This is a genomic window from Paenibacillus sp. YN15 (assembly GCF_003285005.1).
Taxonomy (GTDB): domain Bacteria; phylum Bacillota; class Bacilli; order Paenibacillales; family NBRC-103111; genus Paenibacillus_AR.
Map to the genome: position 1 here is coordinate 59,394 of NZ_QMFA01000025.1, position 23,857 is coordinate 83,250.

19 protein-coding genes are annotated in these 23,857 nt (G+C 56.9%); 9 read left to right on the plus strand and 10 right to left on the minus strand.

The genetic code is table 11. The features are described from left to right. The first annotated feature begins 2 nt into the window (after nucleotides 1–2). Entirely contained in the window at nucleotides 3–863 is an 861-nt protein-coding gene (locus DQG13_RS19060; RefSeq protein WP_113021380.1) for an SDR family oxidoreductase, read from the plus strand. Nucleotides 864–981: 118 nt separating this feature from the next. Here the strand turns inward: DQG13_RS19060 and DQG13_RS19065 are convergent, their stop codons facing one another. The 6 genes from DQG13_RS19065 to DQG13_RS19090 form a co-directional block, all read right to left on the minus strand. Beyond that, nucleotides 982–2,037, minus strand: coding sequence for an acyltransferase (locus DQG13_RS19065; protein WP_113021381.1), 1,056 nt, complete (start codon nucleotides 2,035–2,037; stop codon nucleotides 982–984). A gap of 174 nt (nucleotides 2,038–2,211) precedes the next feature. Next, entirely contained in the window at nucleotides 2,212–2,874 is a 663-nt protein-coding gene (locus DQG13_RS19070) for a carbohydrate-binding family 9-like protein (RefSeq protein ID WP_181592842.1), read from the minus strand. Between the two features lie 5 nt (nucleotides 2,875–2,879). After that, the gene (nagA, locus tag DQG13_RS19075) at nucleotides 2,880–4,082 is read right to left on the minus strand and encodes an N-acetylglucosamine-6-phosphate deacetylase (protein ID WP_113021383.1); all 1,203 of its coding nucleotides are present in this window, start codon (nucleotides 4,080–4,082) and stop codon (nucleotides 2,880–2,882) included. Continuing rightward, nucleotides 4,069–4,806, minus strand: coding sequence for a glucosamine-6-phosphate deaminase (gene nagB / locus DQG13_RS19080; RefSeq protein ID WP_113021384.1), 738 nt, complete (start codon nucleotides 4,804–4,806; stop codon nucleotides 4,069–4,071). The genes nagA and nagB overlap by 14 nt, the downstream gene beginning before the upstream one ends. Beyond that, a complete protein-coding gene (locus tag DQG13_RS19085; RefSeq protein WP_113021385.1) occupies nucleotides 4,803–5,666 on the minus strand; it encodes a MurR/RpiR family transcriptional regulator in 864 nt (287 codons plus the stop codon). Before DQG13_RS19085 ends, nagB begins: the two co-directional genes overlap by 4 nt. A gap of 219 nt (nucleotides 5,667–5,885) precedes the next feature. After that, entirely contained in the window at nucleotides 5,886–7,535 is a 1,650-nt protein-coding gene (locus DQG13_RS19090; protein ID WP_146767172.1) for a hypothetical protein, read from the minus strand. 173 nt (nucleotides 7,536–7,708) lie between these two features. On the opposite strand from DQG13_RS19090, the gene DQG13_RS19095 reads away from it, so the two are divergent. Continuing rightward, on the plus strand, nucleotides 7,709–8,605 hold the full coding sequence (locus DQG13_RS19095; protein WP_113021387.1) for an AraC family transcriptional regulator: 897 nt from the start codon (nucleotides 7,709–7,711) through the stop codon (nucleotides 8,603–8,605). Between the two features lie 346 nt (nucleotides 8,606–8,951). Here DQG13_RS19095 and DQG13_RS19100 read toward each other — a convergent pair whose 3' ends face one another. From DQG13_RS19100 to DQG13_RS19110, 3 genes are all read right to left on the minus strand, one after another. Continuing rightward, entirely contained in the window at nucleotides 8,952–9,131 is a 180-nt protein-coding gene (locus DQG13_RS19100; RefSeq protein ID WP_113021388.1) for a transcriptional regulator, read from the minus strand. A 43-nt stretch (nucleotides 9,132–9,174) separates the two neighbouring features. Beyond that, a complete protein-coding gene (locus DQG13_RS19105) occupies nucleotides 9,175–11,109 on the minus strand; it encodes a diguanylate cyclase domain-containing protein (RefSeq protein ID WP_113021389.1) in 1,935 nt (644 codons plus the stop codon). A gap of 435 nt (nucleotides 11,110–11,544) precedes the next feature. After that, on the minus strand, nucleotides 11,545–12,039 hold the full coding sequence (locus tag DQG13_RS19110; RefSeq protein ID WP_146767173.1) for a hypothetical protein: 495 nt from the start codon (nucleotides 12,037–12,039) through the stop codon (nucleotides 11,545–11,547). A 286-nt stretch (nucleotides 12,040–12,325) separates the two neighbouring features. Between DQG13_RS19110 and DQG13_RS19115 the strand changes: the two genes are divergently transcribed. The 6 genes from DQG13_RS19115 to DQG13_RS19140 all read left to right on the plus strand — a co-directional run bounded on the left by DQG13_RS19115 (nucleotide 12,326) and on the right by DQG13_RS19140 (nucleotide 20,919). Beyond that, complete coding sequence (locus DQG13_RS19115; protein ID WP_113021391.1) at nucleotides 12,326–13,390, plus strand: dienelactone hydrolase family protein; 1,065 nt, start codon at nucleotides 12,326–12,328, stop codon at nucleotides 13,388–13,390. Nucleotides 13,391–13,405: 15 nt separating this feature from the next. Next, entirely contained in the window at nucleotides 13,406–14,407 is a 1,002-nt protein-coding gene (locus DQG13_RS19120) for a pectinesterase family protein (RefSeq protein WP_113021392.1), read from the plus strand. After that, nucleotides 14,404–15,087: a rhamnogalacturonan acetylesterase gene (locus tag DQG13_RS19125; RefSeq protein WP_113021393.1), complete on the plus strand. Its 684-nt coding sequence runs from the start codon at nucleotides 14,404–14,406 to the stop codon at nucleotides 15,085–15,087. The genes DQG13_RS19120 and DQG13_RS19125 overlap by 4 nt, the downstream gene beginning before the upstream one ends. Nucleotides 15,088–15,343: 256 nt before the next feature. Then, nucleotides 15,344–18,463, plus strand: coding sequence for a beta-galactosidase, LacZ type (gene lacZ, locus DQG13_RS19130; RefSeq protein WP_113021394.1), 3,120 nt, complete (start codon nucleotides 15,344–15,346; stop codon nucleotides 18,461–18,463). Nucleotides 18,464–18,632: 169 nt separating this feature from the next. Beyond that, nucleotides 18,633–19,694 carry a Gfo/Idh/MocA family protein gene (locus DQG13_RS19135; RefSeq protein ID WP_113021395.1) on the plus strand — a complete coding sequence of 354 codons (1,062 nt, stop codon included), beginning with the start codon at nucleotides 18,633–18,635 and terminating at the stop codon, nucleotides 19,692–19,694. Further along, the gene (locus DQG13_RS19140; RefSeq protein ID WP_181592845.1) at nucleotides 19,687–20,919 is read left to right on the plus strand and encodes an MFS transporter; all 1,233 of its coding nucleotides are present in this window, start codon (nucleotides 19,687–19,689) and stop codon (nucleotides 20,917–20,919) included. The genes DQG13_RS19135 and DQG13_RS19140 overlap by 8 nt, the downstream gene beginning before the upstream one ends. 97 nt (nucleotides 20,920–21,016) lie before the next feature. On the opposite strand, the gene DQG13_RS19145 is transcribed toward DQG13_RS19140, so the two are convergent. Then, nucleotides 21,017–22,462 carry an MDR family MFS transporter gene (locus DQG13_RS19145; RefSeq protein WP_113021397.1) on the minus strand — a complete coding sequence of 482 codons (1,446 nt, stop codon included), beginning with the start codon at nucleotides 22,460–22,462 and terminating at the stop codon, nucleotides 21,017–21,019. A gap of 115 nt (nucleotides 22,463–22,577) precedes the next feature. Between DQG13_RS19145 and DQG13_RS19150 the strand changes: the two genes are divergently transcribed. Continuing rightward, entirely contained in the window at nucleotides 22,578–23,189 is a 612-nt protein-coding gene (locus DQG13_RS19150) for a TetR/AcrR family transcriptional regulator (protein WP_113021398.1), read from the plus strand. Nucleotides 23,190–23,857: the final 668 nt, after the last annotated feature.

Genomic DNA, 23,857 nt, shown 5'->3' on the forward strand with positions numbered 1-23,857 from the left:
TCATGTCATCCTTGCCGTTTTCCATTGATCTGAAGGGAAAAGTCGCCGTTGTCACAGGCGGCGCAGGTGTGCTGTGCAGCCAGTTTGTATTCGCGCTGGCGGAATGCGGCGCCAAGGTAGCCATTCTGGACCGGGCGCTGGAGCCTGCCCAAGCCAAGGCGGAGGAAGTTAAGGCCCTGGGCGGCACTGCCATCGGCGTCCAAGCCGACGTGCTGGACAAAGCCAGCCTGAAGGCAGCCCACGAGACGGTTCTGGCAGAGCTGGGTCCCTGCGATATCCTTATCAACGGCGCCGGGGGCAACCACCCCAAAGGCACCACCACCAAGGAATATCTGTTCGAGGGCGATCTGAAGGAGAAGCTGGAGGATACCATCACCTTCTTCGATCTGGACCCTGCGGGCATCCAGTTTGTGTTTAACCTGAACTTCCTGGGCACGCTTTTGCCCTCCCAGGAATTTGCGGTGGATATGGTTGGCCGGAAAGGCTGCACCATCATCAACATTTCCTCCATGAACGCCTTTACGCCGCTGACCAAGATTCCCGCCTACAGCGGCGCCAAGGCGGCGGTCAGCAACTTTACCCAATGGCTGGCGGTGCACATGTCCCGGGTAGGCATCCGGGTCAACGCCATTGCCCCCGGCTTCTTCGTTACCGCGCAGAACGAGAAGCTGCTGAAGAACCCCGACGGCACGCCGACACCGCGGACCGAGAAGATTCTGAGCAGCACCCCCATGGGCCGCTTCGGCGAAGCCGAGGAGCTGGTGGGCACCCTCTTGTATCTGGTCAGCGAAAAAGCCTCCGGCTTCGTCAACGGTGTGATCATCCCGGTTGACGGCGCATTCTCCGCCTATTCCGGCGTGTAAAATTGTGTTGGTAAGCAGCAAAAAAAACCTGTGGAAGCGAAAGCTCTCCTAGGGGTTTTTGGCGTGTGCGGTCTGATGGCCTGTGGGGGTCCGCAATCAAAAGGATGAAACCGGCTGGTTATCTGCCTATCAGCAGCCAAGTTCTATTCCACCTTTTACATAGAATGCCGAAAAGAAGAGGAAGCGCTAATCCCAACATAATCGATAATAAAGTGCGGAAGGTCTGATAGGAGAACGGAAATATTTTATCGCAAAGGGACAAAACAAATGGGTGGGACAAATAAATAATGTACGAGAATTTACCTAAAGCGTTTATTGTCTTGGAGGCCGGAGGAAAGGCTGAAATTTCCTTTGACAACTCAATCAGGGATAAAGTTACCGCGAGGCAGTAGGGCTGTACAATAACATCGGAGAGGAGCGGATTGAACACCCAACCGCGAAGGACGAATAAATATTTTCCAATATGTATGCATAGCAGGAAAAATGTCAGGCCATACAAAATGAAACGCTTTTGTTTTATCCATTTTGAATATCGCTCATAATGCATTCCCATATAACCGCCTAATACAAAGAAAATCATATAAGTTGTGGATAGTATGGATCTATCGTCGACTACATGAAGGGTTTGGTTCACCCATCCAATGATAATCTGGAATAAAATAGTAAGCGATGACAGGAAGAAAGGAGCTTTTTGGGCATTTCGTTCATGAAATCGGTGAATGAGCCGAAGCAAAAAAGGTGTGAGCAAATAAAATTGCGCCAATAGAGGGACAAAGTAAAGATGATAGCTTGCTGCACCTGTAAGCGTTTCTTTGATATAGTTCTTTAGCCAGAAATAATAAGATTCATGTTTGCCAAAATGATGATAGAGATGATAAAGCAATGACCAGAGGATGTAGGGAACAAGCAGGGATTTATACCGTTTTTTGTAAAAGTTCATGATAGAGTGCCTGTCCCCCAAACCGGGATAACGAAAGCATAAAACAAATCCGCTTAACATGATAAAGGCGGGAACGGAGAAGCTTGCCATTTTATTCATGAGAAAATAAATAAGCTGATGATTCAATCCGAATGTTGCGGAAGAGGCAAGAGTGGCTGTGCCGTGAATGACCACAACAGCAATAATGGCAAATCCTCTTGTGACTGTGATCTCTGAAATATTTCGGCTATTCATAGAGATCCTTTCTGTTCCAAACTATGAACAGGGGTAGCAGTATACTGGAAATTATACTGGATTCATTTGCATTTGCCAATTATAAATATAAAATGGATATCCACCCCAGCTGAACAAGGGCCGGATTGCTTTGCAGCAAACCGACCCCGGCAGTGAAAAGGAGAACCTATTTAATCATAGTACCAACAGGCCAAAGTCGCAGCTCCGGTGAAAATCGGGTTGGGCGGAGGTCATCGGACTCCAGCAGCCGTAATGGGGGGAGGGGGTCCGGTCGCCGCATTTGTAGAAATTGCCGCGCATTTCCCATCCGGGTGCGGCCCGGAAATCCGGGAAGAGGCTGCCCAGCCAATCGAAGGGGATGCTGAAGGATGTTTCCCAGCAAGGCTCTGAAGAGAGGTTCCGGTTCTTGCGCCGAAGCGGACCTGAGACCTCGATGGCAAACCGGGAAAACTCGGCGGGAGCAAGAAACTGCCGGTCATTCCGCCCGCGGCCGATTTGCAGCAGCAGCGCTCCTGCCGCATTCATTTCAAAATTTACATACCGGGGATCGCTGCCGGGACAGGGCTGCAAAAAGAACTCCACACAGCTGTCCTCGTATACCGGCTCATTATGACGCAGGCAGGCCATCCGGGGACTGGCTTCCCACACCCGGAACCTCACGTGAAGACCTGTTGCCGATTGCCACAGGCCAACCTCCGTTTGGGGAAGGCCGCCATATTCCGGCCAGGGTTGATGCTCAATCGCCAGTGGTAAAACCTCCGGCGCCTGCTCCTGTTGCGACACGGGGGACGGCAGCCGGGGAATGAGATAAGAAGGTGCTTCCTTTCGTTGGCTCATAACCGCTATGCCTGCCTTTCCAGCCGGCGTCCGTTCACCCATACGCCTGATAAGCCCAGTTCTTCGTCCAGCCAAAGCAGATCAGCCTGTTTGCCCGGAGCGATGCTCCCCGTATCGCCGTAGATGCCCAGCTCCCGGGCGGGATTGCCGCTGGCCGCCTTGCTGGCGTCGCGGATGCTGATGCCGGCGGCGGTGACGGCATGGCGGAAGGCGCCCAGCATGGTCAGCGTGCTGCCGGCCAGGGCGCCGCCTTCCTTCAGCCGGGCTACGCCGCCGTCGACGGCCACATCCAGGCCGCCCAGCTTGTAGTCCCCCGCGGGAAGGCCGCAAGCCGACATGGCGTCGGTGACCAGCACCAATCCGTCCGGGCCTTTGGCTTGGGCCAAAAGCCGGATGCAGGAGTGGTGGACATGGTGTCCGTCGGCGATCACCTCTGCGTTAATCCGGCTGTCCGACATGACTGCGCCTACAGTGCCCGGCTCCCGGTGGTGCAGCCCCTTCATGGCATTGAAGGTGTGCACAGCATGGGAGAGCCCATGATCGGCGGCGGCGGTGATCTCGTCGTAGGTGGCGTCCGTATGTCCGGCGGACGCCACAATGCCATGATCGGCCAGCCAGCCGATCAGCTCCAGGGCCCCCTCCCGTTCGGGGGCCAGGGTCACAATGCGGATGAGGCCGGGGTATTCCGCTTCCCAGGCCTCCAGCCAATCCCGGCGGGGCAGCACAATATGCGCCGGGTTTTGGGCTCCGGGCCACTTGGGGCTGATGAACGGGCCCTCCAGGTGGACGCCGCCCAGCTTGGCCCCGGGCATAGGACCGTTCCGGTATGCCCACGCCGCCTCCAGCACCCGGCTGATGCTGTCCCGGGAAGCGGTGACAGTGGTGGCCAGGATGGTGGTGGTGCCATGCAGCGCATGATGCACCGTTATATTATCGTAAGCGCTGGCCTCCGCATCCATAAAATCGCTGCCATGGCCTCCGTGGACATGGAGGTCGATAAAGCCCGGGACCACATAGCCGCCCGCCGCTTCAATCACAACAGCTGGTTCGGAGGCAAACGGACTCCTCGCGAATTCCTCCCGGGTACCGGCAAACTCAATCCGCTCTCCCCGGAAGCTGACGACTCCATCCTCCACAACGGCATCCTCCGTCACTACGGCGGCTCCCCGAATCACCGTGCGTTCCGCACTTTGCCTATTGTTTATCATGAAAGCACCTCCCGGCTTCCGCGTCCAGCAGGACCACCAGGTTGGGATGGGTCTGCAAAAGCGAGGCGGGGATCTCCGTCCGGATGGGGCCGGTCAGGGCCTCGTGGACAATTTCCGCCTTGTCCTTTCCTCTGACCACCAGGAGGATGGTCTTGGCCTTCAGGATCATGCCGACTCCCATGGTCAAGGCGTGGGTAGGCACCTGCTCCACCGAATCAAAAAAGCGCGCATTGGCCTGGCGGGTGGACTCCCGCAGCTTCACCACATGGGTGCCGCTGTTCAGGGACTGGTCCGGCTCGTTGAAGCCGATATGGCCGTTATGCCCCAGACCCAGAATTTGCAGATCAATCTGCTTGGCCTGCTCCAGCAAAAGGTCATACCTGCGGCATTCCGCCTCCAGGTCCGCCGCCATACCGTTGGGAATATGCCGCTGGGATGCAGGCAGATCGATATGCCGGAACAGATGCTGCTCCATGTAGGTATGGTAGCTTTCGGGATGGTCCAGGGGCAGCCCGGCGTATTCGTCCAGATTGAAGGAGGTGGCCAGCCTGAAGCTGACCAGACCTTTTTTGAAGCTTTGGACCAATTCCTCATAAATGCCGATGGGGGTGCTGCCTGTGGCCAGTCCCAGCACTGCCCGGGGATTGGTCTGGATCAGTCCGGTAATAATCCCGGCTCCGGCAGCGTTCAGCTCTTGATTGGTGCGGAAGGTTAAAATGTTCATTGGCAGAATCCTTTCTCCCGGCGGTATTTGTTCACCATCTGGAAGGAACGCTCCAGATGGGGCACATGCTCGTCAAACTGCTGGCTCAAAAGAGCCGTGAACAGAATGTCAATAATATGGAGCTGGGCAATCCGCGACGCCATATCTCCCCGGTGCATGCCTGATTCCAGGGAGGAGGTAAACAAAGCGATATCTGCGGCTGCGGCCAGCGTATTGGGGCCGTAACGGGTCAGGGACACCGCTTTGGCTCCGCCTTCCTTGGCGCACCGGACGGAGTCGATGATTTCCGGCGTTTCGCCGGAATAGGAGACAGCGATTACCAGGTCGCCGGAGCCTAAGGAGGAGGCGGAGGTAATCTGCATGTGGGGATCGGTAAAAGCCTGGGCCCGCTTGCCGATGCGGATCAGCTTCTGGGCGAAATCCGAGGCGACGATGCCCGAGGTGGCCACCCCGTACAGATCAATCCGCCCCGCGGCTTGCAATAGCTCCAGCACAGCCTCCAATTGACGGTAATCCACCAGACGGGTGGTGTCGGAGATGGAATGGATATGATTGGCCTCAATGGCGGACACAATCCCGGGAAGCGTATTGCCGGCCACAATATCCTGATAGGTTTCCGGCATTGGCTTCATGGCCAGCTCAGCGGCAATTTTCATTTTCAGATCGGCGTAGCCGTTGGTCTGGATCAGCTTGCAGAACCGGGAGATAGAGGCGGTGCTGGCATTGGCCGCTTCCGACAGCTCCTTAATGCCCATGCGGATCATCAGCTCCGGCTGCTCCAGAATGAAGGCGGCGATTTCCCGGTCCTTGGGGTTCAGCTCAGGCAGACGCTCCCGGATTAAATGCAATATACCGGTCATAAGCTTCCCTTCCTTTACATTGCGAAAATATATTTAATGAAAATTATCATTTTGAAGAAAATAATTTACATCATGATCATACCAAATAACCGCCCCTCCCGCAAGCAGGAAAAGGGGCTATGAGCGCGCGGACTCAAGCCAAAAGCCGCCGGAAACAACTGCTTCCGGCGGCAAACTGGCGGAAGCCGCGCGTCCCCTACAGGTATGTCTGGATGTCGGCTAACCCTGCAGGCTGGCGGCTTCTCCGCTGACGGACCCTAGCTCTGTCACCGTTCCCCCAACTGCGGAATCACACAGAAGCGGAGTTTCCACATTGACGAACCTATTGCCGAGCAGGAATACTTCATCTGCATCCACGGCGTGAACGCCTAACTGGGCATTTTTGAACACATTATCCAGAATGAGAACATGCTTGTTGAATTTGCCCGAAAAGCCGGAGGACTTGATGCCGATGCAGCCTGACGCCCCATATCTGGGGAAAAAGCCGCAGTTGTCAAATTCGCAGCCCTTAATGAGGATGTCGGAAGCGTGTCCGCCCTCCGAATGGGTGGGCAGCTCCGCGCCCAGCAGAACACCGGGGTTCATGGTGTTTTTATATAAGCAATTAATCAGATACAAATGGCTGTGGCGCACCAGATGCCCTGCGCCTGCTATGTTTATGAAGGAGGAATCGGTGCAGATATACCGCTCCGGCTCCCAGCAGTCCGCCGCTGCCAAAGTGCCGACGTCGGCTCCAGCCGGAAGGTCACGGGTAAAGGCAATCCGGTAATAATAGCCCTTGGCCGATCTGCCCTCCGGACTCCATTCGCTGATCTCCAGAAGATGGCTGACCTCCCCGGTATAGACCCTTACCATGGTGCCTGCTTGCAAAGGAGCATAGGTATGCAGGCAGTGAAACAGCGCCTCGCGGCTATTGTCCAGACGCTCCAGCACCAGCCAATTGCTGTGCATGTTCTGGCCGTCCATGCGGACTCCCTGCACCTCCATCCGGCTGATACTCAGCTGTCCGGTACATTTGAAGAGCTTCCAGGCATCCCGCGGAGCGGTGAACAAGCGGTTGCCTCCCGGCTTGAAAACCACCCGGTCGGCAGTAATCCCGCGGCAGAATTCCGTCAGCATACAGAAGCCGTTGGCGCTATAGGTTCTCAGGTTGGAGAGCTTGAGTCTGTCGCATCTGCCGAAGTAGGTCTGGAAATCTGTGCAGGCCCCTTGATGCCAGGAGAGATGCTCGCCTTCCCGCACCTTGGCGGCCACCTGAGGACAGGCCAGAGACAAAAGCCCGTCCTTTTCCAGCTTCCAGGGGGCGGAGGCGCCGTAGCCGTAAGTGACGCTTTCTCCGGATAAGGCGCCGGTCACCGGATCGAACCGGTTCATGCAATACGTGCCCATACCGTCATAGCACAAATTGCCCTCAAATACCTTCACCTTGATTCCATTATCGTCCCGGTAGACCACCTCTCCTGCAGAGGAATAAGCAGGCTCCCGGGTAAAGGCCAGATTGACCACGGACAAATCCGGACAATCCTCGCACCAGAGAATGGCGGGAAGCTGGTTATGCAGCTTCATATCATTATAACCGGCCAGCACTGTTGCCGGAGTGCCGTCGTCATTCACCGCCCCCTGAAGGACTAGCCCGGAAATTCCCCTGATGGGAATGTGGCAAGCCTTCTGAACAGCATCGGGGCTGTCCGCGTCATGCCGGAAGCCTTCCGTTTCAATCACCGAAACACTGTGAAGCCGGTATGTGCGGGGCTCAAACACCAAGGTCCGGATTCCCGTTTCCAGAGCATGTCCGACGGCGGCCCGGATTTGCCCGGCATCGTCCTCCCCTTTGAAATCCTTTACATATATTGCTGCAATCGTATTCAATTCCATCGACTCCTCGTTGTGGTCATGCAGACATTATAGGTCCTGTGCGGTTAAAAAATCCATAAAGAAATTTGCAAAATCATGAATTTTCCGGCGATTTCACGAACCGGCTCTCCCGGGCATTCATATCTGTACCCTGGAAATTATGCTATAGTACAGGTAGACCAATCAGGATGGAAGCGAGGGAACGGTTCGTGACGCTATACCCTTCCAATAAACAGCTTTCCGACTATCCGCAGATTCAAGAGGCATTTCCCTTTCACTTGACGGTTAACGAGCTGACCCGCCCGTTTCCCGCCCACCGCCATGATTTTCTGGAGTGCTCGCTGGTTCTGGAGGGAGAGGGCTGGGAGGTGGTGAACGGCATCCGCCACCGCATGTCGCCGGGGACCTTTACCTTTCTTTTGCCGTTCCAGGTGCATGAGCTGGGCGTAGCGCCAGGCCAGGTGCTCCGGCTGTACAACTGCATGTTTGACCGGGAATGGCTGACCTTCGGCATGAACGGGGGCGGGCTGCTGGGGAAGCTGCTTTTCCGCGAAGAGGGGGGAGAGGCCTTCGTTCAGCTGCCTGCAGACGAAATGGAAGAAGTCGCCGGATTGTTCCGCAGTATGGAGCGGGAGGCGGCAAAAAAGGACAGGTGGTCCCGGGAGATGGTTCGGCTGAAGCTCTCGGAGCTGTTGATCCGCTTCGACCGGTTATTGGGGCCCCGGGGGATTATGAAGGCGGGGGAATTGCCGGAGAAGGGCTCTATCTGGCCGGCCATCCGGCACATCCAATACCACTACCGGGAGGACCTTACGCTGGCGGGGCTGGCCAAGGAGTTTGGCTTCAGCATTCCGTATCTGAGCGCGGAGATCAAGCGCAAAACGGGCATGAATTTTCTGGCTCTGCTTCACTCTATCCGCATCCAGCATGCCTGCGGCCTTCTGCTGTCCACCTCATTGACCGGAATGGACATCGCCGTGGAAGCAGGCTTTAATTCATATAAGGCCTTTATGCGAAACTTCCGGGCCGCCATGGGAATGACGCCGGGAGAGTACCGCCGGGAAAACCGCGAGTTCCGGGAGTAAGGGCGGGTGAGGGGGTGTCAGTGGCTTAAAGGAACTGAGTGACTGTTATGCGGCGGAAATAGCCCGCCTCAGACTGTTGCGGAACTCAGCGGCGCTTATTGGCCTGATGAGGCCGGTTTCCGTTGAATTTCCCTTGTTTAGAGCTTCTGAGTTCCGCTAGGATTCCAAATCCCCGGTTTTCGTCAAATAACGGCTCCTGAGTTCCATCCGGATCTGAACGCGAGTTCCGTATAAACCGAACGCAAACACCGATGGAGGGTTGGCGCGGATCATGCTCCGGGTTATACGCTTGCAAAAATTCAAAAAAAGGAAGCGGCGGCCCGCTTCCTTTTTAATCTTTCCGCCCTTATTGAGCCGGCTCCCACTTGCACCGGATCGGAGAAACAATCGCGTTGTCCGCCTTCAGCTCCTTGAAGGCCTTGTCCACTTCCTTGCGGTCGAGGCCGGTGGCTTTTTCCACTTCACCTGCCGTTACCGGTTTGCCTGCGGCCTTCATAGCCTCCAGCACTTGTTCCTTTGCACTCATCGTAAGCACCTCCTTTCCGTAAGCTCTGCGCATCCCGCCGGCCTCACCGGTGATCGGAAGCCGCCCGGAAGCGCTTCGAGGATTTGCGCTCCTTCTTGACGGCGTACATTTTGAAATCCGCCTGCTTCAGAAGCGATTCCACATCCTCCCCGTCCGAGGGGTACAGGCTGATGCCGATGCTGGACTGGACAGTGATTTCACGCCCGCCCATCTGGATGCTTCTGCGCAGATGCTGCGAGATGTCGTCCACCGCCATCAAAGCCTCCTGCATGGTGCCGATTCCCTGCAGCAGCATGGCAAATTCGTCTCCTCCCAGCCGCGCGGCTACGAGTCCCGACCGGGTCAGCTCCTTCATCCGCCTGCCCAGCTCCCGGAGTACAATGTCTCCATTTTCATGGCCGTATGTATCGTTGATCAATTTCAGATCATCCATATCGATATAGACGATAGCGAATACGCCTCCAGTAGTTTTGGCGGTTTCGATGGCCTTTTCCACCCGTTCATAGAACATTTTCCGGTTGGACAATCCGGTCAGACTGTCATTGTAGGCCAAAAAGCTGATGTAATCCTCCGCTTTTTTGCGCTCCGTAATGTCATGGATAATGGAATAGATAATGGACCGTTTGCCGAAGGGCACTGCGGAGGAGTGGATTTCCACATCCCGGATATCGCCGTCCGCCAATTTATGCTTCATATGCAGCACGGCGCTTTGCTCCTGCACGATTTGGCGGGCCATGGCTACCCCTTCCTGGAAGGTGGTGCCGTCCAGAGCCGTCAGCTTCATGGATTCGAAGTCCTTGAAGGAATAGCCGTAGAACGCCAGCGCCGCATTGTTCACCGATAAAATCTGCAGCGACTCGGGGTCCACCAGGCACATCACGGCGGAATGCTTGTCGAACATGGCCCGGAAGCGCTCCTCGCTCTCCCGGAGCTTCCGCTCGAATTCCTGGTGGATGCGGATTTCCTCCTGAAGCCGCTTCTTCACGGCGATGTCCTGCCCGATCACCATAATGCCCAGAATGTCCCCGGTGCTTTTGTCCTTAATCCGGGAGAAGGAGAGGCGCAGCGGAATCATCCGCCCGGTTCTGCTCATGAAATTGACCTCCGCATAGGCGGTGGTATCCAAGGCATTGCGGCTGTGCACAATGGTGTCGATCACATCTTTTTCCACGCATAAATCCCTCAGGGGCAGGTTTCCCAACTCCTCCTGGCTGTATCCCAGAAGCCCCACCGTCCTGCGGTTGATCCGCTGGATTCGCCCTTCCGTGGAGAGCAGGAAAAAGGAGTCCATCATTTCCGTCAAAATCTCATCATAGAGCACATGCTCCGATAAGGAGAACAATCCGTAGCGGTGATTGGCTGCGGTTATCCCCAGAATCAGCACCAGGCAAAAGAATTGCCCCATTGCAGGGATATCCGTATAGCCCAAAACCGGCAGGATAAACTGGGAGACGAAATTGCCCGTAAAAGTCAGAGTTGCGCTGACCAGCACCAGATTCAACAGCTTGCGCTGCCGCCGGTTTTGGCTTTGCAATCGCATACGAACAATGATGCCCAGCGCTGCCAGCTGATAAACCAAATCATACCCGTTATCCAACTGCTGGAACAGTGTGACTACAGCCGGCGTCTCTGATCCGGTGTCCATCATGAACACCCGCATGAATAGGAGGATGGCCGGAATGACATAGAGCATAGCTTGGGGGAACGGCTTCAGAAACAAGGGAATTCGGGCAAACCGGAGGGCGGTATGAAGCACCAGGGCGCTGAAGAAGCACCAGCCCACAGCGGACAGCTTGATCCAGAAAACCGAATATTCCATGTAGACAAACGTATAGGCAAAGGACCAGACAGCAAGGCTAAGGCAGGTCAGCAAAAACAGAATGCTGACGGCATTTCGTCTATATCGGACAACCGGATAAATGCCGGTGAAGAAGTACACCACAAAAGTGATGAGAGAGAATATGGCATATGCGGTCATAGGGGAAAATCACATCCTCCTCTAAAGGTTCCTAGGATGGGCCAAGCCTAAACGCACATATCTGTATTGTATATAGATTTTGCGAAAAAGGATATATCATCTAATAAAAAAGCTTCTAAGGTTAAACGGGTGAGCTGCCCGGCGGACAGAGGGTCCGTTATTTTCCTCATTTTGACTCTTTCTGGATTTTCACGGACAGACGATCCGTTATTTCGCTCCATAAGCAAGGAGACCCCCCATTTTTTCGCACTTAACGGAACCAGGGTCCGCTCCGGAGAAAAAAGGGTCGGTTTTTGCGAAATAACGGAACCAGGGTCCGCACAATGAGCTGCATGATGCGGGAAGTCACGAAAGGGTCCGTACAACGAGGCGTATGACACCAGGCGTGATTAATGGCCATCAGCCAGAGGCCCCCCGGCCCGGGGCGCCCCTTGTTTATGCTTGAACGGGCCCTCGCCCGGTCTCCTCCAAGCTCCACAGCTCCCGGAAGTAGGGGCTGCCCTCCATCAAGGAGGCAAAGTCCCCGATCCCTGCGATTTCGCCGTTGCGCACCAAAACGATGCAGTCTGCATGTTGAATGGAGCGGAGACGGTGGGCCACGATCACCAGGGTTTTGTCGGCGAACAGATCCAGAATGCCGTCCATCAAGTTTTTTTCCGTCTTATTGTCCAGGGCCGAAGCCGGCTCGTCTAGGATCGCCATATTCCGCTTTTGCGCCATCACCCTGCCGAAGGCCAGCCGCTGCCATTTAATGAGATTGACCAGCAGGGCAAAAAGAGCGAAAAAGGCTTCATGAATCATCCTGATCCGGGTGCTGGTCCGGACAATTTCCCCCGCCGTCTGCTGCAGCCGCTCCAGCTCCTTGGCGTACCGACGGTTCAGCCGGAATACGGCCAGCTCCATAAAGCCGCGGACGGATAAGGCGGACATTTTCTCCTGGCTTGCCAGAAGCTTGGATTTGATATAGTAGGATTGCGCGGCTGTGTATAGGCGGGGAGATGTCGCGAAGGGAAGCTTTGTAATGCACATCCCCATAGGGTATAATCAAATATGTATAAATTTATGATCATTTGACAAGTATTTTTAAAGTTTTTTCTGAACTATTATTCTAAAATAGATAGAGTGTGTGTAAAGGGATTGTGCCGAAATTGCAATTGCGGCGTACTTGTGCAACAGTTGGATCACTCGGTAGAAGACGGACGATGGGGGAATGGCTATGACGGCAACAAAGGATTATTTGCAAAGACTTCTGGAGGAGAACCGGCCGGCCTTTGCCTATACGGCGGAAACCGATTGGAAAATTTGGCGCAGCGGGCTGAAGGAACGGCTGGCCCGGCGGCTGGGGCTTCATCCGGTGCAGGCATACAGCCGGACGAGCCCGGATGAGCCGGCTTATGCGGGAGCTTCCTTCGCTCCGGAAGAACCGCCTGTTGTGCTGGAGCGGGTGCAGCGCCAGGGTTATGTGCGGGAACGGGTGGAGTGGACCACCATGGACGGCATGCGTATGCCTGTTTATGTGCTTATCCCCGACGGTATCCGGGAAGCCCGGCCGGGCATCGTAGCGATTCACGGCCATGGCTACGGCAGCAGGGAGATTGTCGGGCTGGAGCCGGACGGTTCCGAGCGGCAGGCTGTGCCGGGGCTGCATAAGGATTTTGCCGTGGAGCTGGTGAAGCGGGGGTTTGTAGTGGCTGCGCCGGAGCTGTTGGCCTTCGGCGACAGGAGGCTGCCGGAGGATATTGCAGTTGGTCCCAAACAAAGCTCCTGCGGCCGGATTTCCGCCCATCTGATGATGCTGGGCCGCAATATCGGCGGTGTACGGGTGGCCGAGACCATGCAGACAGTGGGCTATCTGCTGTCGCGCCCGGAGGTGAAGCCGGGAGCCATCGGCTGTATGGGCATTTCCGGCGGAGGGCTGGTAGGGGCTTATGCGGCGGCGCTGGATGAGCGCATCGGAGCCACGGTGGTCAGCGGCTACGCCAATACCTTCCAGGACAGCATTCTGACCCGGATGCATTGTTTGGACAATTACATTCCCGGCATTCTCCAGGACGCGGAAATGCCGGAGCTCATCGGCCTGATCGCTCCCCGCAGCCTGCTGGTGGAAACCGGCGAATCGGACCGGGTATTTCCCCGGGAAGGGGCCCTGAAAGCCATAGAGAAGCTGGCTATAATTTATGAGGCGGCCGGCGCGAAGGATGAGCTGGCGGTGGACTATTTTGCCGGCGGGCATGAAATCAGCGGAGCGCGAGCTTACGAATGGCTCCGCCGTTTGGAATAGAAGGAGGACTTAACCATGATCGTAGCCAAAGACGGCAGCGGCGATTTTACAACTGTCCAGGAAGCGGTGAACGCCATTCCCGAGAATGCTTCGGGCTGGACGGTCATTCATATCAAGAATGGCGAATACAAGGAAAAGCTGCAAATTTTGCGGCCCCGGGTGAAGCTGGTGGGGGAGAGTGCGGAAGGGACAGTTCTTTATTTTGACGATTATGCCAAAAAAACCTTCCCCGACGGCAGGGAGTACGGCACCTTCAACTCCCAGTCCTTCCTGATCGGCGCCGATGATTTTGAGGCCGAGAATCTGACCATCTCCAATACGGCAGGCAGCGGGGACAAGATGGGGCAAGCCGTGGCGGTTTATGCCGACGGGGACCGGATGGTTTTCCGGAATTGCCGGTTTACGGCCAGCCAGGACACCCTGTTTACAGCGCCCCTGCCGCCCAAGCCGGTGGAGCGGGCCGCCTTCGGCGGACCGCGGGACGAAGCGCCGCGGCGCAAGCTGCGCCAATTGTACGAGCGCTGCTACATTGCGGGAGACGTGGATTTTATTTTTGGCTCCGCCACGGCGGTGTTTAAGGATTGCGAGATTTTCTCGAAGAAGCGCCTTGTTCCCGAAGGGGGAGAAAAAACCATCCACGGCTATATAACTGCCGCCTCCACGGATGAGGAGAATCCTTACGGCTATGTATTCGCCAATTGCCGGCTGACCGGGGATGCGCCGGAGAACAGCGTGTATCTGGGCCGCCCCTGGCGGGATTACGGCCATACGGTTTTTCTCAATTGCTGGATGGGCGGGCACATCAAGCCGGAGGGCTGGCATTATTGGAAGCCGGAGCGGGAGAAAACCGCACGTTACGAGGAGTTCGGCAGCACCGGACCCGGAGCCGGCAGGCGGGAGAGCCGGGTGCCTTGGTCGAAGCTGCTGACGGCGGAAGAAGCGGGGCAATATGACTTGAACCGGGTGCTGTCCGGCCAAGACGGCTGGAGCCCGTTGAAGGAGGCGGAAACCAAATGAGTGATCTGACTGTATTTCTTGCGGGGGACTCCACCGTGGCGGATTATCCTCCCGAAAGGCGGCCTATGCTGGGCTGGGGAGCCAAGCTGGGACAGTTTCTGGACGGTTCCGTCAAGATCGTGAATCAGGCAATGAATGGCCGCAGCTCCAAAAGCTTCATCAACGAAGGAAGGCTGGAGCCCATCCGCCAGGCCATGGGTCAAGGGGATGTGTTCCTGATCCAGTTCGGGCACAATGACAGCAAGGAGGATGAGGAGCGGCGCACCGAGCCGTGGAGCACCTACCAGGAGCATCTGGCCCAATATATTGCCGCCGCCCGGGAAAAAGGAGCGGTACCGGTGCTGATTTCCTCCGTTTGCCGCCGGCGCTTCGATGACAGCGGACGGTTGGTGGATACCCACGGGGAATATCCCAAGGCCATGGAGGATCTGGCCGAGCGGGAGAAGGTGGCCTTCATCGATCTCACCGCCAAAAGTGCCGTTCTGCTCCGCCAATTGGGCAGTGAAGCCTCCGAAAAGCTGTTTACCTGGCTGAAGCCGGGGGAAAATCCCAACTATCCCGAGGGCAGCCAGGACAATACCCACCTGAACGAATACGGTGCGCAAACCATCGCCCGGCTGGTGGCGGAGGAGCTGGCCGTACTGGATACGCCGTTGAAGGAAAAGGTCAGGCTGGACTGATTTGCATGTTTCATAAGTAAAAAACCGTCGAGAAGCTTCTTTCGGCGGTTTTTTTGCACGCTGGGGAGACGCCCGACCCGGAGCAGGAACCGTAGCTCCAGCTCCAATAAACGGAACCGCTTCAAGCTGCCCGTGGCTCCATCCCAATTGATATTCATATTGTTATATCAACTGGAATATTATCTTATATTCACTGGGTTTTTCATCGCCTATAATCAAATTATGCTTTTACTTTTTACGAAAATGAGGTGCCTTGATGAAACCCAAATTCCGCTATGCGCCCCCTGCCAACGGTTATCCCGAGTGGAACAACAACCCGGACATCTTCCAGGTGAACCGGCTGGCTGCGGCCACCGCATACATTCCTTACCCCACCGCCGAAGAAGCCGCAGCAGGGCAGGAGCAGGCGTCCCCGTGGAGAATGACCCTAAACGGCACATGGCAATTCCATTATGCCGATCATCCGGAGGCGCGCCCCGCCGATTTTTACCGGACCGATTATGATACCAGCGGATGGGATACCATTCCCGTTCCCGCCCATTGGCAATTTCACGGATACGACTACCCCCAATACACCAATGTGACCTACCCCTGGAAAGGCAAAGAGGACCTGGAGCCGCCGTTTGCCCCGGTCCGCTACAATCCTGTGGGCTCTTATGTGCGCACCTTTACGCTGCCGGAAAATTGGCGGGAGCAGCCGGTGTACATCAGCTTCCAGGGGGTGGAGTCCGCGTTTTATGTATGGGTAAACGGGGATTTTGTGGGCTACAGCGAGGATACCTTTACCCCTGCGGAATTCGACCTGACCCCCTACCTCACAGATGGCGAAAACAAGCTGGCCGTGGAGGTCTACCGCTGGTGCGACGCAAGCTGGCTGGAAGATCAGGACTTCTGGCGGCTGTCGGGGATTTTTCGCGAGGTGTACTTGTATACCACGCCCCTTCTCCATATCCGCGACCTGGCGGCTGTCACCGAGCTGGACGACAGCTTCAGCCGGGCGCAGTTGAAGCTCAAAGCCACCGTCACCCGCTACCTTTCCTCTGGCGGAAAAAAAGCTGCCGTGGAGGCCCGGTTGCTGGACTCCGACCGCCGGGCTGTGACCGTGGAGCCGATTCTGCTGGAAGGGAATTTTGCGGGGGAAGAGGACACGCTGATATTGTCGGTTGCGTCGGCGGTGGACAATCCCCTTCTGTGGAGCGCCGAAGCGCCGCATTTGTATACACTGGTGGTTTGTCTAAAGGATGAGGAAGGTCGTTTGCTGGAGGCGCAAAGCTGCAAGATTGGCTTCCGCCGTTTTGAAATTGAAGGCGGCCTGATGAAAATCAACGGACAGCGCATTATGTTCCGGGGCGTAAACCGCCACGAGTTCGGCTGCGATACCGGCCGGGCGGTGCGGGAGGAGGATATGCTCCATGATATCCTCTTAATGAAGCAAAACAATATCAATGCCGTCCGCACCTCCCATTACCCCAACCACCGTCAATGGTACAGGCTTTGCGACGAATACGGGCTGTATGTCATCGATGAAACGAACCTGGAAACCCACGGCAGCTGGAGATACGGCCAGCAGGAGGAGGAGGGGGCGCTGCCCGGCAGCAAGCCGGAGTGGACGGACAATGTGCTGGACCGCTGCAACTCCATGCTCCAGCGGGACAAGAACCATCCTTCGGTGGTGATCTGGTCCCTGGGCAACGAATCCTTCGGCGGGGAAAATTTCCGGAAGATGCATGACTATCTGCGGGAGCAGGACCCGACGCGGGTGGTGCATTATGAGGGGGCGTTCCATTTCCGCGCCACGGACGATGCTTCGGATATTGAAAGCCACATGTACAGCAAAGTGGAGACGGTGGAAAAATATGCCCTAAGCCAGCCCGCCAAGCCTTTTATTCTGTGCGAATACAGCCATGCCATGGGCAATTCCTGCGGCGACCTGTACAAGTATTGGGAGCTGTTCGACAAGTATCCGGTGCTCCAGGGAGGCTTTATCTGGGATTGGCGGGATCAGGCGATCCGCACGGAGAACGCGCAGGGGGAAAGCTACCTGGCCTACGGCGGCGATTTCGGCGATTTCCCCAACGACGGCACCTTCAGCGGCAACGGTCTGATTTTTGCCGACGGAGCGGTGACGCCCAAGCTGGCGGAGGTAAAGGGCTGCTACCAGAGCGTGCGCTTCCGGGCGGCGGATTTGAAGGAGGGGAAGATACGGCTGGAAAACCAGTTCCTTTTTACCGGCCTGGAGCAATTCGATCTTCAATGGCATGTGGATATTAACGGTCAGCTCAAACAGGAGGGGATTTTGCAGGCGTCCGTCGCCCCGTTGGCTGCGGAAACTCTCCGCGTCCCCTACGCCCTGCCCGCTAGCCTTCCTGCAGGAGAGGAAGCGGTGCTGACCCTGTCCCTGGTTTTGCGGAACGGGGAAATCTGGGCTCCCGCCGGCCATGAAATCGCCTTTGGCCAATTTATCCTGCCGGTGCCCGCGGCGGAAGCGGCAGCCCCGGCAGCGGCACCGGGCGGCGCGCTTCTTCGGATCACTGAGACGGAGCGGGAGCTGACAGCGGAAGGCGGGAATTTCCATGCGGTGTTCTGCAAAAAAAGCGGCAGCCTCATCTCCTATGCGGTTGGCGGCACGGAGCTGCTGGCAAGCGCCCCTGGGCCTCACTTCTGGCGGGCGGTAACGGATAACGACCGGGGGAACAAACATCCCGTCCGCTGCGCCACCTGGCGGGAGGCGGGGGCCAACCGGAAGCTGCTCTCCTTCAAGGCGGAGGCTGCGGCAGCAGGCGTAACGGCGGAAGCGGAGTTTCTGCTTGCCACGGCTCCCCGTTCCCGCTGCACCGTGCGCTATGCCCTTGATCCGGCAGGGGTTCTGACGGTGGAGCAGGAGCTTGCTCCGGGCGTCAATCTGCCGGAAATTCCGGTGGTGGGCCTTCTGTTTACCATGGACCCCTCGTTCCGGCATTTGACCTGGTACGGAATGGGACCCCACGAGAATTATTGCGACCGTGTGACGGGAGCCAGACTGGGCGTGTATGCGGGAACTGTGGAGGAGCAAATGACTCCGTACCTGCGGCCCCAGGAGAGCGGCAACAAAACCGGCGTCCGCTGGGCGGAGCTTAGGAACGGCCAAGGCCGGGGGCTGCGCATCGAAGGCGCGCCTGCCGTGGAGCTTTCCGTGCTGCCTTATACGCCGGAGGAGCTGGAGCTGGCGGATCACGCCTACAAGCTGCCGCGGCAGCTCCGCACGGTAGTCCGGGTCAACGCCCGGCAAATGGGTGTCGGCGGCGACGACAGCTGGGGCGCCCATGTCCATCCGGAATTCACCCTTCCGGCCAACCAGGTGTACAGCCACCGCTTTGTGCTGAAGCCGATTGGTTGAAGCATAACCGCATAAGAAACGCCAAAACCCGGGGGAAAGCTCCCGGGTTTTCCGGTGTTGGTGTTTTGGTTCTGCATATCATATTTCGCATTCGGGGAATCATGTGTAAAATAGATAAGAGCAATATTTTCCACACAGCGTCTTGACCGAAAGGGGAAGAAGAGAACACATGGATCAGAACATGTATCAAATCGCGATTGTCGGTTTCGGAGGAATGGGCAGCTACCACACCAAACTGATTCAGCCTGTGGCGCAGCTTCAGGTCCGCGGAGTTTACGACATTTTGCCGTACCGGCTGGAATTGGCCGCTACCCAGGGGCTTCGGGCTTACGGCAGTTTGGAGGAGATATTGGAGGACGATCAGGTGGATGTGGTGCTTATTGCCACCCCCAATGATTCCCACAAGGAAATTGCCATCCGGTCGCTCCAGGCGGGCAAACATGTCATTTGCGAAAAGCCGGTTACTATAACCTCGGCGGATTTCCTGGAGATCACCGCTGCGGCGGAAGCGGCCGGGCGGGTTTTCACTGTGCATCAGAACCGGCGCTGGGACCCGGATTTTCTTATTGTCAAGGAGATTGTGGAGAAGAAAAAAGCTGGCGAGGTTTTCCACGTGGAATCCCGGGTTCAAGGAGCCAACGGCATTCCCGGCGACTGGCGGCAGCTGGTGGCCTACGGCGGGGGGATGCTGCTGGACTGGGGCGTCCATCTTTTGGACCAGCTGCTTCTTTTGACGGACAGCAAGATTGAAAGCGTGAAGGCGGATCTCAGCACCATCCTCGGCACTGAGGTGGATGACGGTTTTACAACCACCATTCATTTCAAGGACGGCCTTTCGGCGGTAATCGAAGTGGGAACCACCAACTACATCAAGCTTCCCCGCTGGTACGTGAAGGGGACGGAGGGTACGGCGGTGATCCGCGACTGGAGTTTGGAGGGCGAAATTGTCCGCACCAACCCCGATGTGGCCAAGGTAGAGCCGACGCCGATCCAGGCCGGAGTGGGCTTAACCAAAACCATGGCGCCCCCCTCGGAAAAATCCACCCTGCGCCTGCCTGTAGAAAAAGCGGCTCCGCCGGCGCAAAGCTTCTATGAGAATTTCGCCGCTCTTTTGGAGGGACGCTCCGCCCAGGCGGTGAAGAATGAGCAGGTGCTGCGTGTGCTCCGGCTTATCGAGACGGTTTTTGAAGCAGCCCGCACCCAGACAGTAGTGAAGGACATTGATCTGTAAAGAGCGCGGCGGCCTGAACCGGATTTTTTTGCTGGCCATCGTATTCGGCGGGTTTCTGGTTTTCGGCTTTTCGGAAAATATCAAGGGACCCGCCATCCCCCGGATTCAGGGGGATTTTTCCTTGGGGGACACGCAACTGGGACTGCTTCTTGCTCTCAATTCCCTGGGATATCTGGTGGCCTGCTCCTTTACCGGGGCATTGTCCCGGCGGATCGGCATCCGGCTGACAGGAATTCTCGCGTTTGCGCTGATGGCGGTCTCCGGCGTGCTGATGTATCTGGCGGCAAGCTACCGCTTTTTGTCGGCGTCCTATTTTTTGATGTATATCGGCAACGGGATGCTGGAGATTGGGCTGGCCATTATGGCGGCGCGGATTTTCACCACGAATACAGGCTTTATGATGAATTTGGCCCACTTTTTCTATGGGCTTAGCTCTACGGTGGCGCCGATTATCGGGGCATCGATGATGGGCTGGCATTTTGGCGGAGGAGGAGAATGGGGCTGGCGTGGGATGTATCTGTTTATGCTGTCCCTGTCGCTTCTGCCGGTTATTCCCTCGCTCTTGGCTTCGTTTCCCCGCGTGGAGGAGGAGACGGAGCACAAGGGTGTGCCCATGCGGCTTTTGGTAAAGGACAAGGTGGCCTGGCTGATTGTAGCAGTCTTATCCTTCGGGGTTATCTCGGAGTTGGCTGTAGGCGGGTGGCTGGTGAATTTTCTGGAAAAAGCCTACGGCTGGACCACGGAGCGTTCGTCGGGCATGCTCTCTCTGTTTTTCCTGTGCTTTATGCTGGCCAGGCTGGTGCTGGGACCGGTAACGGACCGGATCGGCTATACCTTGTCCATCATGATTTTCGCCGGTTTTTCCGGTTTGTGCAGCCTGGCGGCTATTCTGTTGGGTGAGCCGGCAGCCTGGCTGTTTGCTCTGGCCGGGGCGGGAATTGCGCCGGTCTATCCCACGGTGATGGCGCTGTTGGCCAAGCGCTATCCCCAGGGGACGGAAACGGCCATTACTTTTACCGTCACCGCCATGGGCATTGCCTGCGTCATCGGCAACGCGCTGATCGGATGGATTATCGACGGAGTGGCGGCCCTTGCCGGCGGCGGAGAGGCAAAGCTGCTGGGCCTTCAGGCCGGGTACGGCTTTATCGCCGGTATGGCGCTGCTGTGCGCGCTGACCTGTCTGTACATGTACCGGGTCATGAAGCGGCAGGGCGGGCTGCTCTAAGGGCATCGGATCTTGCTGCCCCACAAAACGCACGGCGTCAATAGATGCCGTGCGTTTGTTGTGGTGCGCCAGGGGCCGCAGTCTTGTTTGCCGCCGTTCAGCCTGCTTGGCCGGAGCCGCCGCGGGCTATCCGGGGCAGCAGGGCGGCGGGAAGCAGGCCAACAACGGTGAAGCACAGCGACCATAAAAAGGTGCGGTCATACGCCTGGGCGGCCATGGCTCCTGCGGAGCTTAGACCAGTCAGCTGATGCTCCAGAATGACCGCCAGCACGGAAGCGCCGAAGGCTCCTCCAATTTGCTGGATAATCCGGGTGGCGGTGCTGGCGTGGGCGATATCCTCCTTCTTCAGTCCTTGGTAGGAGGCGGCAAGCAGAGGGAGAAATACGGCGCCAAGCCCCGCTCCCCGGATGATCAGAGAGCCGCCCAGCAGATAAAGGCTTGTATCTGCGCCGGCCATAGTGAAAGGCAGGGTGCCCAGGGCGGTGAGCAGCAAACCGCCTATGACCACAGGTCTGGGCCCGATTTGGTCGGTCAGCTTGCCGGCAAGGGAACGGGTGAGCAGCATGCCTACCCCTTGCGGAACAAGGAGCAAGCCGGAAACAAGAATGCCTTCGCCGCGGACCTGCTGATAGAACATGGGCAGCAGCAGCATGCCGCCATAGGTGGACAAGCCGGACAGAAACAATAGGACGGTGGAAGCGGAAAAGGAACGGAGCTTGAACAACCGGATATCAATGACGGGATTGCGCGTCCGGAATAAAGTATGGAAGACAAACAGGATCAGGAGGACGGTTCCCAGCAGCAGGGGCAATAGGACGGAACCGTGGCCGAAGCCGTGATGGGGACCAACCTCCGCCAAACCGTATATGAGGAGCACCAGGGACGGCGTAATCAGAAGAAGTCCCGTCACATCCGGGCGTCCGGCGTGCTGCGAGGGCGGGTCGTTGGCAAGCCCCCTCCAGGCCAGCGCAATGGCAAGGATGCATACGGGCAGATTCACATAAAAAATCCAGCGCCAATCCAATTGGTCTACAATGACCCCGCCCAGCACAGGGCCCAGAATCGGTCCGATCAGGGCGGGCAGTCCGGCCACGGCCATCAGCTTGCCCAGCTTCCGGTTGCCGGCGGCGCGGACCAGCATGGTTTGCATCACGGGGATCATCAAACCTCCGCCCAGGCCTTGAATGGCCCGGAAGGCGATCAGACTGCCCAGATTCCAGGCCAGGCTGCACAGGAGAGATCCGGCCAAAAAAACGGCCAGAGCGAATATCCATACCCGTTTGCCGCCAAAACGCTCCAGCGCCCAGCCGCTAAACGGAATGATCATGCCCAATGCCAAAAGATAGCTGGTCATCACCCACTGGATGGAGGAAACCGAAGCATGCAAGGCTTCTCCCAGAGTATGGATGGCTACATTGGTAATGGTGGTGTCCAATAGAGGCGCCAGGGAGCCGATGAGGAGGATGATGGTCATTCGCACCAGATACGGGTCCAACCTTTCTTTAGGTGGCAGAGGAGCAGAGGCTTGCAGGGGGTTGCTCATAAGAATGCACTCCTTTTCGGGTATAAGATACTATAAGTTTCTTATTTGCACCTTATGATATAATATCCGTATAAGAAACGCAACGTTTTTAATTTTGGAAAAGGAGAAAAGCAGCATGGATGAACGTGATTCCGCCGCGGACAAGCGGGAAACCCGGCGGCGGGGAACTCAGCTGGAGGCGGCTATCTTCCAGGCTACCTGGGAGGAGCTGGAGGAAACTGGGTATAACCGTCTGACCATGGAAAATGTGGCCGCCCGGGCCAACACAAGCAAACCAGTCTTGTACCGCCGTTTTTCCGGAAAAGGGGAGCTGGTGCTGGCGGCTATCCGCTCGCGGGTTCCCACTCCCGAGGAGGAGATTCCCAATACAGGGGAGCTGCGGGCGGATCTGCTGGCGGTTATGGAGAACATGAACCGCAATCTGAAGCGGATCGGTCCGAAAACCCTCCACGGGCTGATGGTGGACCTGGGCGACCGTTCCTTGACCGATATGTTGTTTCCCAGTGGTCGAAGCCATCATACAGTCCAGACCATCCTCCGCCGGGCGGAGGAACGCGGGGAGGTGGAGCTGGGCAGGCTTCCTCTGCGGATTCTCGCGCTGCCCGCAGATTTGATGCGGCATGAGATCCTCATGTCGTACGAGCCTGTATCCGACGAGGCCATAAGGGAGATTGTGGACGAGATTGTGCTGCCCCTGATCCGCATCCATATGGCGGAGCGGACTTAGACGCGCCGAAGACGGGCGAAGGAGGGGCCGGATTGGTCTGTTTCCGCGCCTAGGGCGGCGTTGGCTGCCTCTTTAGCGGAAGGAGATTTCCGCTATTGCTCACTCGCTGCCGGGGTGGTGGCGCATAACGGAAGCGGATTTCCGCTATGCTTCCCGTTTCCCCGGAGAAAGCGGATGTGCCCCCGGGATAGCGGAAGATCGCTTCCGCTAATCTCCGGCCGCGCAGCCGGTTCCGGCGCATAGCGGAAAATCGCTTCCGCAATTTTGTGAAGCAGCCCCGGGAGCCGCTTTTTCAGAAATAGCGGCTCATGCTGCGTTTCCCACCGCACCTTTAGACCGATGAAATGTCGAAGATGGCCCTCAAACCGGCTTTGCCGGTTTCGAGGCTTCCATAACACTATCCGGCCTGCGGCAGGGACCAGTGTTATTTCAGGGTAGCGGCCTATATATTTCCGCTATTTGGGCCGTGCAGCCATTTTGGCGGGAATAGCGGCAGTATGTTTTCCGCTATTGTTCCGCCGCGGGCCGCTTCCGCGGCATAAAAAAGGGAATAGCGGAAATTCCCCTGCCGCTATTCCCCGATTTGTCCCGTGCAGCCTGCAATAGCGGAAAATTGCCTTCCGCTATAAACGCCGCCGCGCCGGAGCATCACAAAAAGCCGCCCAACC

Bases quoted from the DNA above. Each gene is read 5' to 3' on its own strand.
- DQG13_RS19060 (WP_113021380.1), top strand. From the start codon at position 3: ATGTCATCCTTGCCGTTTTCCATTGATCTGAAGGGAAAAGTCGCCGTT.
- DQG13_RS19065 (WP_113021381.1), bottom strand. From the start codon at position 2,037: ATGAATAGCCGAAATATTTCAGAGATCACAGTCACAAGAGGATTTGCC.
- DQG13_RS19070 (WP_181592842.1), bottom strand. From the start codon at position 2,874: ATGAGCCAACGAAAGGAAGCACCTTCTTATCTCATTCCCCGGCTGCCG.
- nagA (WP_113021383.1), bottom strand. From the start codon at position 4,082: ATGATAAACAATAGGCAAAGTGCGGAACGCACGGTGATTCGGGGAGCC.
- nagB (WP_113021384.1), bottom strand. From the start codon at position 4,806: ATGAACATTTTAACCTTCCGCACCAATCAAGAGCTGAACGCTGCCGGA.
- DQG13_RS19085 (WP_113021385.1), bottom strand. From the start codon at position 5,666: ATGACCGGTATATTGCATTTAATCCGGGAGCGTCTGCCTGAGCTGAAC.
- DQG13_RS19095 (WP_113021387.1), top strand. From the start codon at position 7,709: ATGGAAGCGAGGGAACGGTTCGTGACGCTATACCCTTCCAATAAACAG.
- DQG13_RS19100 (WP_113021388.1), bottom strand. From the start codon at position 9,131: ATGAGTGCAAAGGAACAAGTGCTGGAGGCTATGAAGGCCGCAGGCAAA.
- DQG13_RS19105 (WP_113021389.1), bottom strand. From the start codon at position 11,109: ATGACCGCATATGCCATATTCTCTCTCATCACTTTTGTGGTGTACTTC.
- DQG13_RS19110 (WP_146767173.1), bottom strand. From the start codon at position 12,039: ATGTCCGCCTTATCCGTCCGCGGCTTTATGGAGCTGGCCGTATTCCGG.
- DQG13_RS19115 (WP_113021391.1), top strand. From the start codon at position 12,326: ATGACGGCAACAAAGGATTATTTGCAAAGACTTCTGGAGGAGAACCGG.
- DQG13_RS19120 (WP_113021392.1), top strand. From the start codon at position 13,406: ATGATCGTAGCCAAAGACGGCAGCGGCGATTTTACAACTGTCCAGGAA.
- DQG13_RS19125 (WP_113021393.1), top strand. From the start codon at position 14,404: ATGAGTGATCTGACTGTATTTCTTGCGGGGGACTCCACCGTGGCGGAT.
- lacZ (WP_113021394.1), top strand. From the start codon at position 15,344: ATGAAACCCAAATTCCGCTATGCGCCCCCTGCCAACGGTTATCCCGAG.
- DQG13_RS19135 (WP_113021395.1), top strand. From the start codon at position 18,633: ATGGATCAGAACATGTATCAAATCGCGATTGTCGGTTTCGGAGGAATG.
- DQG13_RS19145 (WP_113021397.1), bottom strand. From the start codon at position 22,462: ATGAGCAACCCCCTGCAAGCCTCTGCTCCTCTGCCACCTAAAGAAAGG.
- DQG13_RS19150 (WP_113021398.1), top strand. From the start codon at position 22,578: ATGGATGAACGTGATTCCGCCGCGGACAAGCGGGAAACCCGGCGGCGG.